Annotated in this window: 19 protein-coding genes and 1 pseudogene; 9 read left to right on the forward strand and 11 right to left on the reverse strand. The window is 36.3% G+C overall.

The window, feature by feature from the left end:
• From AN161_RS23220 to AN161_RS23235, 5 genes and pseudogenes are all read right to left on the reverse strand, one after another.
• Positions 1-434: pseudogene (locus tag AN161_RS23220) on the reverse strand (IS4 family transposase); the annotation flags it as partial.
• Between the two features lie 195 nt (positions 435-629).
• The gene (locus tag AN161_RS23225) at positions 630-974 is read right to left on the reverse strand and encodes a hypothetical protein (protein WP_053596688.1); all 345 of its coding nucleotides are present in this window, start codon (positions 972-974) and stop codon (positions 630-632) included.
• 161 nt (positions 975-1,135) lie between these two features.
• A complete protein-coding gene (locus AN161_RS23230) occupies positions 1,136-1,927 on the reverse strand; it encodes an alpha/beta hydrolase (RefSeq protein ID WP_347230956.1) in 792 nt (263 codons plus the stop codon).
• A gap of 357 nt (positions 1,928-2,284) precedes the next feature.
• Positions 2,285-2,443 carry a YjcZ family sporulation protein gene (locus AN161_RS27880; RefSeq protein WP_075807332.1) on the reverse strand — a complete coding sequence of 53 codons (159 nt, stop codon included), beginning with the start codon at positions 2,441-2,443 and terminating at the stop codon, positions 2,285-2,287.
• A gap of 494 nt (positions 2,444-2,937) precedes the next feature.
• Entirely contained in the window at positions 2,938-3,261 is a 324-nt protein-coding gene (locus AN161_RS23235; RefSeq protein WP_053596690.1) for a hypothetical protein, read from the reverse strand.
• Positions 3,262-3,474: 213 nt separating this feature from the next.
• Here AN161_RS23235 and AN161_RS23240 point away from each other — a divergent pair, with 213 nt between their 5' ends.
• Positions 3,475-3,762: a hypothetical protein gene (locus tag AN161_RS23240; protein WP_053596691.1), complete on the forward strand. Its 288-nt coding sequence runs from the start codon at positions 3,475-3,477 to the stop codon at positions 3,760-3,762.
• A 167-nt stretch (positions 3,763-3,929) separates the two neighbouring features.
• Here the strand turns inward: AN161_RS23240 and AN161_RS23245 are convergent, their stop codons facing one another.
• The 3 genes from AN161_RS23245 to fdhF are packed head-to-tail and all read right to left on the reverse strand — an operon-like array spanning position 3,930 to position 8,410.
• Entirely contained in the window at positions 3,930-4,976 is a 1,047-nt protein-coding gene (locus tag AN161_RS23245; protein ID WP_053596692.1) for an Mrp/NBP35 family ATP-binding protein, read from the reverse strand.
• Positions 4,977-4,992: 16 nt separating this feature from the next.
• Positions 4,993-5,469 carry a DUF1641 domain-containing protein gene (locus AN161_RS23250; RefSeq protein WP_053596693.1) on the reverse strand — a complete coding sequence of 159 codons (477 nt, stop codon included), beginning with the start codon at positions 5,467-5,469 and terminating at the stop codon, positions 4,993-4,995.
• 4 nt (positions 5,470-5,473) lie between these two features.
• Positions 5,474-8,410, reverse strand: a complete 2,937-nt coding sequence (fdhF, locus tag AN161_RS23255) for a formate dehydrogenase subunit alpha (protein ID WP_053596694.1) — start codon at positions 8,408-8,410, stop codon at positions 5,474-5,476.
• Positions 8,411-9,031: 621 nt separating this feature from the next.
• Between fdhF and AN161_RS23260 the strand changes: the two genes are divergently transcribed.
• The 3 genes from AN161_RS23260 to moaA are packed head-to-tail and all read left to right on the forward strand — an operon-like array spanning position 9,032 to position 11,235.
• A complete protein-coding gene (locus AN161_RS23260; RefSeq protein ID WP_053596695.1) occupies positions 9,032-9,379 on the forward strand; it encodes a DUF2294 domain-containing protein in 348 nt (115 codons plus the stop codon).
• Positions 9,380-9,391: 12 nt separating this feature from the next.
• Entirely contained in the window at positions 9,392-10,195 is an 804-nt protein-coding gene (gene fdhD / locus AN161_RS23265) for a formate dehydrogenase accessory sulfurtransferase FdhD (RefSeq protein ID WP_053596696.1), read from the forward strand.
• A gap of 23 nt (positions 10,196-10,218) precedes the next feature.
• Positions 10,219-11,235: a GTP 3',8-cyclase MoaA gene (gene moaA / locus AN161_RS23270; protein ID WP_082340375.1), complete on the forward strand. Its 1,017-nt coding sequence runs from the start codon at positions 10,219-10,221 to the stop codon at positions 11,233-11,235.
• A gap of 98 nt (positions 11,236-11,333) precedes the next feature.
• Here moaA and moaC read toward each other — a convergent pair whose 3' ends face one another.
• Genes moaC through AN161_RS23285 form a run of 3 tightly spaced genes read right to left on the reverse strand, consistent with a single transcriptional unit; the run spans position 11,334 to position 12,893 of the window.
• Positions 11,334-11,816, reverse strand: coding sequence for a cyclic pyranopterin monophosphate synthase MoaC (moaC, locus tag AN161_RS23275; protein WP_053596698.1), 483 nt, complete (start codon positions 11,814-11,816; stop codon positions 11,334-11,336).
• Entirely contained in the window at positions 11,809-12,402 is a 594-nt protein-coding gene (locus tag AN161_RS23280) for a molybdenum cofactor guanylyltransferase (protein ID WP_053596699.1), read from the reverse strand. The genes moaC and AN161_RS23280 overlap by 8 nt, the downstream gene beginning before the upstream one ends.
• Positions 12,399-12,893 carry a MogA/MoaB family molybdenum cofactor biosynthesis protein gene (locus tag AN161_RS23285; protein ID WP_053596700.1) on the reverse strand — a complete coding sequence of 165 codons (495 nt, stop codon included), beginning with the start codon at positions 12,891-12,893 and terminating at the stop codon, positions 12,399-12,401. The genes AN161_RS23280 and AN161_RS23285 overlap by 4 nt, the downstream gene beginning before the upstream one ends.
• A gap of 120 nt (positions 12,894-13,013) precedes the next feature.
• Here AN161_RS23285 and AN161_RS23290 point away from each other — a divergent pair, with 120 nt between their 5' ends.
• The 5 genes from AN161_RS23290 to moaD are packed head-to-tail and all read left to right on the forward strand — an operon-like array spanning position 13,014 to position 16,523.
• Positions 13,014-14,030 carry a thiazole biosynthesis adenylyltransferase ThiF gene (locus tag AN161_RS23290; protein WP_053596701.1) on the forward strand — a complete coding sequence of 339 codons (1,017 nt, stop codon included), beginning with the start codon at positions 13,014-13,016 and terminating at the stop codon, positions 14,028-14,030.
• A 13-nt stretch (positions 14,031-14,043) separates the two neighbouring features.
• Positions 14,044-15,336, forward strand: coding sequence for a gephyrin-like molybdotransferase Glp (glp, locus tag AN161_RS23295; RefSeq protein ID WP_053596702.1), 1,293 nt, complete (start codon positions 14,044-14,046; stop codon positions 15,334-15,336).
• Positions 15,303-15,821, forward strand: coding sequence for a molybdopterin-guanine dinucleotide biosynthesis protein B (mobB, locus tag AN161_RS23300; protein ID WP_053596703.1), 519 nt, complete (start codon positions 15,303-15,305; stop codon positions 15,819-15,821). The genes glp and mobB overlap by 34 nt, the downstream gene beginning before the upstream one ends.
• Positions 15,818-16,297 (forward strand): molybdenum cofactor biosynthesis protein MoaE, encoded by a 480-nt coding sequence (locus AN161_RS23305; RefSeq protein ID WP_053596704.1) that lies wholly within the window; start codon positions 15,818-15,820, stop codon positions 16,295-16,297. Before mobB ends, AN161_RS23305 begins: the two co-directional genes overlap by 4 nt.
• Complete coding sequence (gene moaD / locus AN161_RS23310; protein WP_053596705.1) at positions 16,290-16,523, forward strand: molybdopterin converting factor subunit 1; 234 nt, start codon at positions 16,290-16,292, stop codon at positions 16,521-16,523. The genes AN161_RS23305 and moaD overlap by 8 nt, the downstream gene beginning before the upstream one ends.
• Positions 16,524-16,544 lie beyond the last annotated feature (21 nt).

Consider the following 16,544-nt stretch of genomic DNA (forward strand, 5'->3'; position numbering starts at 1 on the left):
AAGCGCTTCGTTAAAGAGGAATGATCCATACAACGTGCGAGAAGCTCAACCTTTTTACTACGATTCCGATCAAACATCGAATCGTCAATAATCAGTGTTTTTGGGCGCTTTTCATCTGTTAGTGCATCGACTTTTTGAACGGCGTGTGCGCTTAAAAAGGTTAAAAAACGACGCCAAGCAAATTTAGAATGATTCATAAAACGATAAACGGCATCTTTGGCTGGATAACAATCTCCCTTTTTGGATGATAAAAGGGTACACCAACTCTTATGATGAAAAATTAAACAGAATACGAGGTGAAACAAATAAGAAGTTGTAAACCCAAACTTCTTCGTAATGCCAGCTTTCCGTAAATGTTTAAAAATTTCTAATTCATTAAAAATAGATTTTAATTCTTTAGACAGTTGATTGTTTGGTCCATTATGCTCTATCATAATGAAAGCACCTCTTTCGTTTGGTAGTGTATTCTAGTCAAATTCACTATACCAAAGAATGAGGTGTTTTTTGTATTTATAAAACATTTTGTNCTGAAATTGTAAAGAACCAAACAAGCTCAATGATTAAGCCGATTTATATTGGTGCGAAGTTTGAGTTATAAATATGTAGGATGTAAAACTAAATATGCTATATCAAAGAAAGAAATAGTCGAATAAACGTTTTCCAAATTCTATAACATTTTCTTGGTCTGGTTCTATTAATAAAGCAATACCAACGATAGTACAAATAAATGCACTACCGACTGAGCGTAAATTTATATAGCTAGACATTAAGTTTACTATGCTTTCCCTCAAAGCATTTAAATAGTCACTCAAGTTGGTGCCCTGATAAATACTGGATGATATTTGGTCAAAAAGTTGTTCAAATAAATTCTGGAATAACAAATAGTTATCTCTAAATTCTATAATATTTAGCAGGGTTGAGATAACTATAAATAATAACACACAAAAAACAACAATCTTGATATTAGTACTCAATAAGGACACCTCCAATTTATATTATTATAAATACGATTGAAGGGCGAGAAAGTTTCAAAACCGCAGGGAGTATTACAAGCGCTACGATTTCTCTCTTGCTATATAGAAAGAAAATGTGCAGTAATAAAAATAGAATTATTGAACTTACTGCACAAAAAATTTTAATAAATATCTGATGAGTTGATAAGGTGCTGGTGGATATTTTCATTTACTTGATTTGGATTATCTAAATTCGTTGCGTGATGGGCGTTGTCTATTATTATCAATTGTGATTGCTTAATGTTGTTATGTAGATACTCTTGCTGTCTTTTAATCATAGTATCTTTTTCACCGTATAATATTAACGTAGAACAATTCACTTTATCTAAATCATTTCTACTTTCCATTCTGGAAACTGCATTCCATATTCGGACCCAATTCTTATAAGACATCGATGCAACTGTGGAATTGATATAATGTTTATTTTCCTTGTTAAACTTGGATAGTGTATACGCCTGAATTTTTGCAGACACTGACATTGGAATAAACAGATTAGAAAAACGATTTAAGGGAACTAGTAACTTTTCATACCAATTAAATTTATTAGTAAAAGGGGTACCTATTAATATAAGAGATTTCACGTATTCTGGATTATGAATAGCTGTTTGTAAAGAGATGTGTCCACCCATTGATAAACCACATAAATGAGCATTTTTAATTTGCAGATGATTCATCAATCCAATTAAATCTTTTCTGAAATCAACTGCATCCACCATTCCTTTTGGAAGAGAGGATGCTCCATGACCACGAACATCCCAGGTGATGGTTTGATAATATTGAGAAAAATAATCTACTTGTTTATCCCATTGATTTTTATCCCATGATGCACCGTGGGTAAAAATTATAGGTTCACCTTTCCCTTTAATTTCATAGTATAAATCTACATTATTAATTGTACATGTTGGAATGACTATTACTTCCTTTCTTTATAAATAAAATCACTCTTAGTGTTTATTTTATCATGTAAAAAAGTTAATAGGTAAATATTTTCCAATTGTTTGGTTATGAAGGTATGTGTGAAATTTAAGTTACTGCACAATATGAGTAAAGAAACTATTGAAAGGGTCACTAGGCTGGAAGCGACCCTTTGGTCATAACAGGGGTGTATAGGCTGGTAGATTAGCATTACACTACTATTATGATAACTTAAAAGAGAGGTTATAGAGATTTTTGATTGTTGCCAATGATGAAGGTGCACTAACCTTTATCTATTAATATGCAATCTGAATAGAAGCTAAAGTCTAATTTTTTTACACTTAAAAATTGGAACGTTAATACTCTCTATGCATGAAAGTAGCGCCGATAATAATTAGAAGAATGAATAGTACAACGATTAAAGCGAATGATGAACCACCACGGCCATAGCCACCGTCATAGCCCCCGTAACAACAATTGTTATTATAATTACCCATATTTCCGGAGTATCCCATAAAAATCCCCCCTTTCTACAATCTATAATATGTTAGCTGTAGAAAAAAGAGGAGGTATTTATCTAATAAATGCTACCCTTACTTTAAAAAATTGAAAAATAATTAATTAAGTTAAGTTTTTGTGAGATAAGTCAATAAAAAAAGGGTCACTTGGGATAGGAGTGACCCTTAGTAACAAAGTTCGGAGGTGTAAGGCTAAATTAGCTTTACATTACTATTAATATGACGTGATAGCTATGCTTGTATAGTTCATAGCCTGAGAAATAGAATTAAAAATAAAAGAACTATGGCGCATACAAAAATTGTTAAAAGGGTTGAGCATATGAAAGAAAATGTTTAGGGAGGACTAGGGAATGGGGATGGAAATGGAAATTTATAAATATTTCGACACTTATCAAACGATATTGGCTATTAAACAATTAGCTCAATGGTCAGAAGAAAAAATTGTTTATTACAGCAGATGAATATCATTTCTTATCTGACTACTCCCACAGCTAAAGCAGTGGGGTTCTTATATACTTAAGAGAAGCGTTACAAAACTCTCCACAGATGGTGTTGCCATGTAGAACCGCAGCATGATCAGACACACAGCTCAGAATTGGATATAAGTTTTCTTTTAGATATTCTATAAAAAGGTGTTCAATTGTTTCATTTTTTCTCGTACAAATAAATAAGCTTTGTTTAATATCTATTCCATCAATATAAAGCCGAGCGAACTTTTGATTTTCAATGCTATTTGTCACACTAAAAGAAGGAGCAAGCATAATGCCATAGCCTGCTTCAACAACCTTAATCGATTCATGTAAGCCTACTTCCACAACTTTTGGTGATGAGCCTTTCTATATATTATTAAAAATTTTTAAGATTGAATATTATTAAAAAGGACCTATTGGATAGGTATAAAGCTTATTTACTTACAAAAAATTTAACTAATCCAAATCGAAATGTCTAAGAAACGAGAGAAGCAATAACTTATAAAAAGAGTTATAATATAATAGGAAGAAACTCAAGATAGAAAGATGGATTTTAAAATGGATGAACAATTAGTAGATTGGATTACACGTTTTCAAAAGGAAAAAGATATAGAGGCTCTCGCAAACTTAAAAGACTATTGTTACTATATGATTGAACCTTTAATTGAGGAATTTACAGAGAAATACGGTGAAGATGCTGGGGAATTATTACGTTTAAAATGGGATAAGCGTTTTTATTTTATTTTTACAAAGTATCAATTAAATGTGGGGCTCCCTTTAGATACTTTCGTTAAAAATACGTACCGCTTTTATTTTATGCAGGTTTTAAAAAAGGCTGGCTATTGAATTACATAGTAGGGGAGTGTTTCGTTAGAACACAACTCCATAAAAAGACCCCCTTGTCTCGTGTGAATAACGAGTCAAGGGGGTTTGTGCTTTATCCTGCATTAACTGCCCGTAAAAGCCCGGTTGATGAAGACTAATAATCAGTTACCACTGATGAAAGTTTTACTTTATTGATACATCATATCTTCTGCAAGGTGAGTAAATACTTCACCGATAATGGAGTCTTCGTCATAAACGGAAGAACCTGTGTTTTCCTCAGGTTGCGCAAATGGAATTTGAGCAATGATACTTGTCTTAAGCTCATCTGCTAATTTTTCGGCGCCACCTTGACCGAATAGATAGTTCTTTTCACCATTTGCATTTTCAAAGTAAGCCATGTTTTCAACAACACCAAGAATCGTGTGGTTCGTTTGTTGAGCCATCAGACCTGCACGAGAAGCAACATGAGAAGCTGCAAGGTGTGGTGTTGTGACAATAATTTCCTGTGCTTGTGGAATCATTGCCGCCATATCAATGGCTACATCTCCTGTACCAGGTGGTAAATCTATGAGGAGATAATCTAATTCATCCCAATGTGTATTGACAAGGAAATTGCGAATCCATTTGTTGAGCATTGGACCACGCCACATGACAGGTTGGTTTTCGTTTGTGAAAAAGCCCATCGATATGATTTTTACACCATGACTCACAACTGGAATAGCTGTTTGGTCAATCATTGTTGGCTTTTGATGAATCTTCATCATAGCTGGAATACTAAAGCCATATATGTCTGCATCTAAAATACCTACACGTTTGCCAAGACGGGCAAGAGCTACTGCTAAGTTAATTGTCACAGTAGACTTACCGACGCCCCCTTTACCACTAGTAACTGCAATAAATTTGACACCAGAATCGGGTAGAAGCATTTTAGGCATACCTTTATCCGTAACATTTTCTGATTTTAAAGAAGCTGTTAAATTACGACGCTCTTCATCAGTCATTGAACCAAATTTAATAGAGACATTTGATGCGCCGATCGCTTTCAACGCTTCTTCAACATCTTGTTGAATCTTGGCTTTTAAAGGACAACCTTGAATAGTCAAGACAATATCAAGTGAGATATGCGTATCGTTGACTTGAATGTTGCGTACCATATTCAAGTCAACGATGCTTTTATGAAGTTCTGGGTCATCAATTTTCTGCAAAGTTTTTAAAATGTGCTCGTTCGTTAGCATATAAGAAACCATCCTCCTATTTTAGACCTTTGCCTAGCCCTTTTAAGAAGTGAGCGCCAAAATTCATAGCACGATTAACATCAGGATCGTTTAGCATTTTGAACAGCTTAAAGGCACTAACTTTTTCATCAGATTCAACGGCTTTGTTTGCTTCATCTAAGCCAATATTTAAGCCTTCAATCAGCTTTGTTGTTGTTTCTGGATTCAGTTCGGTTAATGCTCCTGCAACACCCATTAAGTTGTTGATGATATTCGTAACAGGCTTGCGCGTTAATTGACCAAGTGCAATATGGGCAACATCTTCTTTTGCTTCAAGTAGTTTCGTAGCTGCTTCTAGTGCTCCAATATCATTTAATTCTGCCATGATCGTAAAGACCTGATTAACCATTTCTTCATTCTCAGAAAGAAGTTGTTTTAAATTGTCTAATTTTTCTTCCTTTAGTTGTTCTTCTGTTATCTGCTCTTTTTGAATTGTCGTAATTGGTGCAGCCATGAACTCACTCCCTTTCGTTATTTGTTGTTAAGTGAACGTAGCCAGGACGATTCCATTTACGTTGGACCTCAACACCATTTTGTGGATGACGTTTTTTATAACGTGGGTTTGTTCTAGGAAGTGGTGATTTTCCTTTTTGTTTCAATACTTCTACGCGTACTTTTGTTTGTTTGTACGCCGGTGTCGATGTATTGATGTCTGCAGCCGGTCCTGTTAAGAAATTAATCGCTGAATCTTTGCTAACAGAGTTCATAGGTAAGAACAGTTCATTTCCTTGTACGCGATCTGTCACTAGGGCATTTAATTTTAATGCGCCTTGAGGAGACACTAAACGAAGAAGAGCTCCATCTTCAATGCCACGTTCTTTTGCTAGTTCTGGTGATACTTCAACAAAAATTTCAGGTACTTTCGATTGAATACCTTTTGATTTATTTGTCATATTACCTTCATGGAAGTGTTCAAGCATACGACCGTTGTTAATATGGCAATCATATTGCGCTTCATATTCAACCGGTCTGATCCAATCATTTAAAGCAAAACGAGCTTTTTTGTCAGGGAAGTTAAAGCCATCCTCATATAGTAAAGGTGTGTCTTTACCATCATGGCTACCCCAACAGAAGCTACCCCAATTTTCTAATACATCATAGTTCGCTTGCGAGAAGAATGGAGCAAGACTAGCCATTTCAGCAAAGATTTCACTTGGGTGACTGTAATTCCAGTCAGCACCTAAGCGACGAGCAACTGTTTGTAGGATTTCCCAATCGGCTTTTGATTCACCAAGTGTTGGTAATACTTGATATAGTCGTTGCACACGACGCTCTGTATTCGTGAAAGTACCTTCTTTTTCAAGAGAAGGTGCTGCAGGTAAAATAACATCCGCATATTGTGCTGTACGTGAAAGGAAGCAATCTTGCACAACAAAGAAGTCTAATTGTGAAAGTACTTTATCTACATGGTTAGCATCGCAATCAACAAGTGCCATATCTTCCCCAACTAAATACATTGCTTTCATTTTACCTTCCATGATAGCATCTAACATTGCCATATTCGTACGACCTGGTTCAGGTTTGATTTTCACACCATATGCTTCTTCAAATTTCTTACGTGCTTCGTCGTCTATTACTTTTTGATTACCTGGTAATAGATTTGGTAGTGTACCCATATCACAAGCACCTTGAACATTGTTGTGACCACGAAGAGGGTAGGCACCTGCACCTGGACGACGATAGTTACCAGTAGCTAGAAGTAGGTTAGAAATTGCAGCTGATGTATATGAGCCACCTGTATTTTGTGTAACACCCATCCCCCAAAGTACACATGTACCGTCAGCATCACGAATCATTTCAGCAACATTTATCAACGTTTCTTTTGAAATGCCCGTTTCTTTTTCTGCATATTCTAGTGTGTATGTTTCAAGTACATGTTTAAAATCATCAAAGAAGTGCACGTTCTCTTTAATGAAGGCTTCATCATGCCAACCTTGATCGATCATATATTTTGTAACGGCCATTAACCATACTTGGTCTGTTCCTTGTTTTGGGCGCATGAAAATATCAGAACGCTCAGCCATTTCATGTTTACGAATGTCGGAAACAATTAATTTTTGACCGTGTAACTTATGGGCACGTTTTACACGAGTAGCTAAAACAGGATGACCTTCTGCAGGGTTTGCCCCAACAATAATAACAAGACCAGCTTTTGCGATATCTTTGATCGTTCCAGCGTCGCCACCTATACCAACTGTGCGTAGTAGGCCATCTGTAGCTGGAGATTGACAATAGCGTGAACAGTTGTCGACATCGTTTGTTTCGAATAATTGACGTGCCATTTTTTGAATTAAGTAGTTTTCTTCGTTCGTAATTTTTGAAGAAGAAATAAAGCCGACAGAACCAGAACCATATTCTTTTTGAATGCCACCTAGTTTAGTAGCAATTAAGTCAAGAGCTTCGTCCCAAGATGATTCAACAAATGCATCATTTTTACGAATTAATGGTTTTGTAATTCGTTCTTCAGAGTTGACGAAGTCCCAACCGAATTTTCCTTTTACACAAGTAGAAATAGCATTTACAGGACCGTCAGAAGGTTGTACTTTTAAAATTTTGCGATCTTTTGTCCAAACTTCAAACGAACAACCTACACCACAGAAAGTACAAACTGTTTTTGTTTTCTTCGTACGTTTACTACGCATAGCAGCTTCGACTTCAGAAACAGCGAAGATACCGCTATAGCCAGGTTCAACTTCCTTAATTAAATTAATCATCGGATCTAACGTATCTTGTTTAAGCCCAGTCATAAAACCAGCTTCGCCAAGCATTGATTTTTCCATTAATGCGTTACATGGACAAACGGTAACACATTGCCCGCAGCCTACACATGAAGAATCGTTAATGGCAACGCCTTCATCCCAAACTACTTTTGGTCTTTCAGCTTCCCAGTCAAGGGATAATGTTTCATTAACTTGTAAGTTTTGACAAACCTCTACACACTGTCCACAGGCGATACATTGGTTTGGATCATAACGATAAAATGGGTGCGACATGTCTACTTCGTGTGGTTCGACTTTTGGTTGATAAGGATATTTTTGATGTTCGATTTCCATTAATTCTGCAGTGTTGTGTAATGTACAATTACCGTTGTTATTATCACAAACTGTGCAATACAGCAAATGATTTTCTAGTAGACGATCCATCGCTTCTGTTTGTGCAGCTTTCGCTTTATCAGAAGTAAGCTGGATCTCCATGCCGCCTACTGCTTTTGTTGAACAAGAACGAATTAATTGACCATTCATTTCAACGATACATGTATCACAAGTTTCGATAGGATCAACAGATGGTACATGACAAATTTGTGGATGGGCGATGCCATGTTGATTAATGGTATCAAGTATTGTAGCTCCCTCTGCTACATCATACGGTTGGCCATTAATTTTAATTGTAGTCAAGGTATTTTCCTCCTTCTGCTCTTTGAGACTTATTTGACAACAGGTTAATACTTAGGATAAATCGGGAATAGAATTACGAGTTTTTTTTATTTTGATTGTCTTGTTATTTTTAAAAAAATTGTCTTGTTATAATGTCATTTCCCAATTTGTCCAATTTCTACACCAACATAGATGAAGAAACATTTATTACGAGTTGTCAATGTTGATATTGCTCAAAAATAAAAAAATCCACCATGAAAAGGCACGTATTATACATGCTTATGATTCATGGTGGATAAAATTCTTAACAGGCCTTGCTAAAAATTCAATCTACTTTTATTTTTTATTCAATATAACTATAGAATTTAAATATCAAAACCACCATGCCTATAGTTCAAACTTAGTTGTATAAAACCATGACATAAGAATCAAAATACTTTCATTCCATTTGTAATACCACTTATTATAGCCTTTTCAGCCGAAATGGACAATAATTATAGTAAAAATTATTGATTGAGAATAATTATCATTGAATATTTTCTCTTTAATTTTTATTTAAGTTGCTATATTATTAACAAACTATAAGGGTGACCCCCATAAACATAGGAAAAAAAGATTAATTACGTTGGGAGAATCGTTAAAATGTCAAAAAAAGTGCATGAATTCAACGACATTATTCGAAAACTACGCAAAGATATATTTGGAAAAGGACCAGAGCGTATTCATACTGTTTTCGTCGAGAACATGGCTGTCTCAACTTTATATGGTAATATCACACCGACAGAAAAATTTATTGCGAGTACACCTGAAGGGTTAAAAATGGTTCATGCTGCACGTACAAGGATGATTCAAGATTTGTATACTAAATCACCTCCGGAAGGCATGGAAGAATTGATGGGCACTAAGTTACTCCATTTATTTTCAGATATCAAAATTGAAGAGGATTTTGCTATTTCTGTATTTGTTTTTGAAGATAATATTAGTGATTAAAGGGGATGCCATATGGAACGATCAGTAGCAAGAGAAATAATACGTGTTGAAGGTAATCAAGTCAAAGAAATAGAAGATACTGTTGTCACAGAATACGCTGTCACAGTGAAGATTAATGAGCAAGAATTTGTGACAATGGTTTGCACGCCAGAGTATGTAGAAGATATGGTTATTGGCTATTTGGCTTCTGAACGAATTATTCGCAATTACGAAGATATTGAAGACATTTGGCACCAAGAAAAAGAAGGTTTTGTGCATGTTAAAACAAAGCGTGTGAATCCTTACTTTCAACAAATTCAAAATAAACGTTACATTACTTCTTGTTGTGGCATGAGTCGCCAAGGTTTTGTTTTTGCTAATGATGCATTAGTAGCTAAAAAAATGGAAGGCATTCATGTGCGCATTACAACAGATGATTGTTTTCGTTTAATGCGCGATATGCAAGATTTGGCTGAAATATTCAAACAAACTGGTGGTGTTCATAATGCAGCGCTATGTGATGCGAATGGTGTTTTATTAAGTAGAATGGATATTGGGCGCCATAATGCCTTAGATAAAATTTATGGTTATTGCCTAAAAAACAAAATTAGCATTCAGGACAAAATTATCGTATTTAGCGGAAGGATTTCATCTGAAATTTTACTTAAAGTATCGAAAATTGGCTGTGAAATTGTGCTGTCCAAATCCGCTCCAACAGAATTAGCATTGCAATTGGCAGAGCAACTCGGTATTACGACGGTAGGTTTTATTCGCCAGAATACACTTAATATTTATACACACAAAGAACGTATTCACTTGCCTAATGAATCACTCTAACAAAATGAAAGGAAGAGATTAAAATTACTAATCTACAAGACCAACTACACAGACCATTAAGAGATTTAAGGATATCAGTGACAGACCGTTGTAATTTTCGTTGTCAATATTGCATGCCTGCAGAAGTATTTGGTCCAGATTATGCTTTTTTACCATCCGATAAAATATTGAGCTTTGAAGAAATCGAACGATTAGTAAAGATCTTCGTTTCATTAGGTGTGAAAAAAGTACGCATTACTGGTGGTGAGCCTTTACTACGTCGTGATCTGCCGAAATTAATTGAACGCATTCATCGCATAGCTGGAGTAGAGGATATTGCTTTAACGACCAATGGCACTTTATTGAAAAAATATGCAAATGAATTGGCGAGAGCAGGTTTATCACGAGTAGCTGTTAGCCTAGATTCTCTAAATGAAGAACGTTTTTTCGAGATGAATGGCCATCGAGGAAAAGTGAAAACGGTATTAGAAGGTATAGAAAAAGCGGCAGAAGCAGGCTTACAAGTAAAGATCAATATGGTTGTTCAAAAAGGAAAAAATGAGCAAGATATCGTTTCGATGGCAGAATTTTTTAAAGAGAAACAGCATATTCTTCGTTTTATTGAATATATGGATGTCGGTAATTCGAATGGGTGGCGGCTAGATGACGTTGTGTCGAAGAAAGAAATCATTGACCAAGTTCATCAATTTTCCCCATTACATCCAGTTGACCCTAATTATAAAGGGGAAGTGGCTACGCGTTATCAATATGAGGATGCTCAGGGCGAAATCGGCGTGATATCATCTGTAACAGATTCATTTTGCTCAACTTGTTCGCGTGCTCGTATTTCGGCAGAAGGAACATTATATACGTGTTTATTTGCAACAGAGGGAATGAATCTACGAGAATTGTTAAGGTCTGGGAAAGATGATGAAACCATCACTCAAAGCATTTCGAATGTTTGGGAAAATAGAAAAGACCGCTATTCCGATGAACGGAATGAACAGACAATGAAAAAAAGGAAAAACTCAAAAATTGAAATGTCACACATCGGTGGATAGACGAAATAAAGGGGTATTAGTTGGTACTAGCTTAGTTATTGGTGACTTATGTTAAAAGACAGAAAAAAATCGGCAAAATAATGCCGGATTTTTTCTGTTTATTTATGCACAAAAGTGCCACTTTTTCCGCCTGTTTTTTGAACAAGGTATGTTTCTTTAATCACCATAGATTTGTCGACGGCTTTACACATATCATAAAAAGTCAGTGCGGCAATGGATACAGCAGTTAGTGCTTCCATTTCGACACCTGTTTTACCACTACATTTTACCGTAGCTTGAATGTGTAGTTCGTAACCGACTTCTGCTTTTATATAGTCAAATTGAAGATCTGTTCCTTGTAACATAATCGGATGACACATTGGGATAATATCAGCTGTTTTTTTAGCACCTATAATCCCAGCAATTTGTGCCACTTGCGTAGGGTCGCCTTTTTTTATGCCTCCCTGTTGAATCGCTTGATAGACCTCATCGGATAACGTGATTGTACTACGAGCGATGGCTGTACGATTTGTGCTTGTTTTTTCTGAAATGTCGACCATTTTAGGACGACCTTCTTCGTTCCAGTGTGTAAAATTACTCATTATTATTAGATTTCCTTTCAAATGTTTGTAGCCAATCTTGTTGTGAATTGATATTGATAAATGTGGAGCTGTCCTCTTCAAAGGGAACATAACATACTTGAAGTTGCTCTAACAAGACTTTCATACTTCTCTTGTTTTGTTGGACTAATTGCTGTGCTTTTGGTAAAGCACTACGTCGATATAAAGCAGCAAGAGGTTGTAATCTTGAAGCTTGTTTAGGAACAATAGCCTCATAACGATCATCGATAAATGTTAGCATAGTTTGGACAAATTCTGCATTAATAAAAGGCATATCACTTGCTATTACGAAAAACCACTCTACATCTGGAAAATTCGTCATTATATTATGCAGGGCAAACAGAGGTCCTTGGTGAGGTTGTTTTTCAATGATCCATTGGACTTTTTCTTCTACAAACTTAGATTGCAAGCTAGCATTAGTAGCAATAATTAAAGGCTGTAGTTGATTTTTTTGTAAGGCTATGAGACTGTGCTTATATAACGGCAGACCAGCAAATAATTCAAACATTTTCGGTTGACCATACCGAGAAGATTGACCGCCAGCTAAGACAACACCAGCCATTTTCATACGCGATTCAACTCACCAACAAAATGTTGAACAGTAGGAAGAATCAGTTTTGTCATGGCAAGTGTCACGGCATTGGTGGAACCTGGCAACACATAGATAGCCGTTTTATCGCGACTACCTGCTGTGGCACGACTAAACATGGCTTTTGGGCCGATTTCTTCATAGCTTAGTGTTCGAAATAATTCACCAAATCCCATCATTTCTTTTTCGAAAAGAGGAAGAATGGCGTCGTAGGTTTGGTCTCTTGGTGTAAAGCCTGTTCCACCTGTTACGATAATCGTATTGATGGTATGATCAACGCACCATTTTTTTACATGCTTTGAGATTTCAAGTGGTTCATCTTTTGACATTTGATAATCTACTAGTTCAAATGAAGCTTCTTGAAGTAACGATTGAATACGCTGACCACCCCGATCATCCGCCTTTGTGCGTGTGTCACTCACTGTTAAAATGGCAGCTCGTATGGGAAGTTGAGTATGTGTTGGGTGCAAGGTAAAAGACCTCCCTTTTATAGAGTTGGTTTTGTTTTTGCTGAAAAACATTGCTTTTATTATAAAGCTATAAATTAAAAGGTCAAACTAAAATTCTTAGAAAGAAAGGCAAAAACGTTTATGCATAATAGATATTCTAGACAACAATTATTCAGCCCAATCGGAGAAAAAGGGCAGCAACTACTAAAACAAAAACATGTCCTGATAATAGGTGTTGGTGCTTTAGGCAGTGCTAGCGCAGAGGCTCTTGTGAGGGCAGGCGTAGGAAAGTTGACGATTATTGATCGTGATTATGTGGAGTGGAGTAATTTACAAAGACAGCAACTATATACCGAACAAGATGCGCTAGAAAAAATCCCTAAAGTAATCGCTGCAAAAAAGCGATTACAAAGTATTAACTCAGAGGTAGACATCCAAGAATATATTATTGATGCAAGTACAGAGCAATTAATACCATTGCTTGCAGATGTAGATATTATGGTGGATGCAACGGACAACTTTGATATTCGCTTTATGATGAACGATCTTGCACAAAAATATCAAATTCCTTGGGTTTATGGTTCTTGTGTTGGTAGTTATGGTGCTACATATACGATTGTGCCAGGTAAAACACCTTGTTTACATTGTTTGTTAGCAGCGATACCCAATACAGGGATGACATGCGATACAGTAGGAATTATAAGTCCAACTGTTCAAATCGTAGCAGCTTATCAAGTAGCTGAAGTATTAAAATTTTTAGTAGGCAATGCAGAGGCATTACGTAAAAGTTATTTAACTTTCGATGTTTGGCAAAATCAACACTATGAAATAAACGTTGAAAAAATTCGTAATCATGATTGCCCATCCTGTGGCAAAAATCCGACCTATCCATACTTGTCATATGAAAATCAAACAAAATTAAATGTATTATGTGGTCGCGATGCTATTCAAATACGTCCACCTAAACCGATTCACTATAATTTTGATCAGCTCGCTACCCAGCTTCGTCCGTATGGTGATATTCAACAAAATCCCTATTTATTATCTTGCCAAGCAGAAGATTATCGACTAGTGGTTTTCCAAGATGGACGAGTTGTCATTCACGGTGTACAAGATATACAAAAAGCTAAAACCATTTATTATCGTTTATTCGGATAAAGGAGTGTTCCAAATGTTAGAAAAAAGAAAACCAATTGCTGTTGCGGAAGCGGTTCAACGGGTCATGGAGTTTGCATTCCAAGAAAAAATAGAGATCGTTTCATTACAGCAAGCACATGGGCGTTTTTTAGCAGAAGATGTTGCTGCAGACCAAGATGTACCAGCTTTTGATCGTTCGCCTTATGATGGTTATGCTATTCGCTCAGTCGATAGTCAAGAGGCATGTTCAGTAAATCCAGTAACCTTTAAAGTAGTGGGGGAAATTGGCGCAGGCTTTGTATTTGAAAGAGAAGTCAGTTATCGAGAAGCGGTGCGCATTATGACAGGAGCTCCTATCCCAAAAGGATGTGATGCAGTCGTTATGCTAGAATTAACGCACACATTTGAAGAAGACAATCAACCATATATGTCGATTAAACGCTCTTATGAAACAGGAACAAATATTTCCTATAAGGGAGAGGACGTTCAAAAAGGCGCAATTCTTATTGAAAAAGGACAATATATCAATCCAGGTGTTGTCGCCTTACTAGCTACTTTTGGTTATGATCAAGTACCAGTTTTTCGAAAACCAATCGTTGGTGTTATTGCAACAGGAAGTGAATTACTAGAACCAAGTGATGCTTTGCAGCCAGGAAAAATTCGTAATAGTAATGCCTATATGATAATGGCTCAAATTGAACGTGCTGGGGCAACCGTCCAATATTTTGGTAAATTTAGCGATGATCTAAATTTATGTATTCAGGCTGTAGAAAAAGCTCTTGAGGAAGTAGATATATTGATTACTACAGGAGGAGTATCAGTAGGTGATTACGATTACTTACCTGCCATTTATGAAGCCATTGACGCACAAGTACTGTTTAATAAAGTGGCAATGAGACCAGGTAGTGTAACAACTGTTGCGGCTCGAAATGGTCAATTATTATTTGGACTTTCAGGTAATCCATCAGCTTGCTATGTTGGTTTTGAACTATTTACACGACCAATTATTCGAACGGCATTTGGTAATAAGCAACCACATCTACGTAGAGAGCAGGCTGTTTTAAATGCGGACTTTAAAAAACCGAATCCGTTTACCCGTTTTGTGCGTGCTAATGCTTCTTACGAAAACGGTCAATTAGTGGCAGTTCCTTCTGGTTTTGATAAATCTAGTGCGGTTTCTTCCTTAGCAGAAGCCAATGCTTTTATTGTATTACCAGGTGGATCACGTGGATACGAAAAAGGAATGCAAGTAGTTGTCTTATTGCTAGAAGATTTGCAAGGAAGTGAGTGGCCATGGGGCAACATCGAAAAATCTTACAAATCGTAGGCTATCAAAATAGTGGGAAGACGACGTTAATGGAACAGCTCATTACACAAGCAACTATTGAAGGTTTTCGTGTAGGAACGATCAAGCATCATGGACACGGTGGTATCCCTATGCTAGAAAGTTCAAAAGATAGTGTTCGTCATGAGAAGGCTGGCGCAAGTGTGACAGCAGTTGAAGGGGAAGGTACTTTGCGTATGAGTATTCATCAAAGTAACTGGCAGCTTGCTGATATACTAGCTATTTATGCATCTATTAATATGGATATCATTTTAATTGAAGGCTATAAAAATGAACACTATCCGAAGGTTGTTCTTTTGCGACAAGCGGAAGATCAATCTTTGCTTCAAAAAGTAACCAATATCGTCTGTGTTCTTTATTGGCCGACATATCCACTAGATCAACCGTTAGATTATCCAGCTTTTTCAATTCATGAAAAAGCACAATATATGGACTTCATAATGAAAGAAATGAGGAGAAAATCATGACTACATCGTTGTTTGAAATCATTGATAAACCAATTGATGTTGAAGAAGTTAGACAAAAAGTAACAGATCGAAATGCTGGTGCAATTACTATTTTCATCGGAACAGTACGTGAAATGACGAAAGGAAAGAAAACACTACATTTGGAATATCAAGCCTATCCAGCTATGGCCATTAAAATGTTTGAACAAATTTCTAAAGAAATACAAGCACAATGGCCAGAAGCGAAAGTAGCCATTACGCATCGTGTTGGTCATTTAGAAATTTCGGATATTGCCGTAGTCATTGCGGTTTCATCACCACATCGTAAAATAGCCTATGAAGCCAATGAATTTGCTATTGACCGTATTAAACAAATTGTGCCTATTTGGAAAAAAGAGTATTGGGAAGATGGCACTGAATGGATTGGTGATCAATTAGAAAATGTCCCTTATCCAAAAGGCAATCCATCAATCAGTGAGGAGGGGTCTTGTGATTAACATATTACTATTTGCTCACTTACAAGAAAGTATCGGTGAGTCAAAATTATGTGTAGACCTGTCAGATCGTACTGTTGGACAAATTAAGGAATGGATGGAAATTCAATATCCACAAATTAATTTACAACATGTCATGACAGCAGTAAATGAGGAATTTGCAAAAGATGCAACGGTTGTAAAAAAAGGGGATACAATCGCCTTTATTCCACCAATTAGTGGAGGGTAAAAAGAAAAGATGTAGTTGATA

Origin of the sequence: Lysinibacillus sp. FJAT-14222 (assembly GCF_001278875.1) — a bacterium.
Taxonomy (GTDB): domain Bacteria; phylum Bacillota; class Bacilli; order Bacillales_A; family Planococcaceae; genus Lysinibacillus; species Lysinibacillus agricola.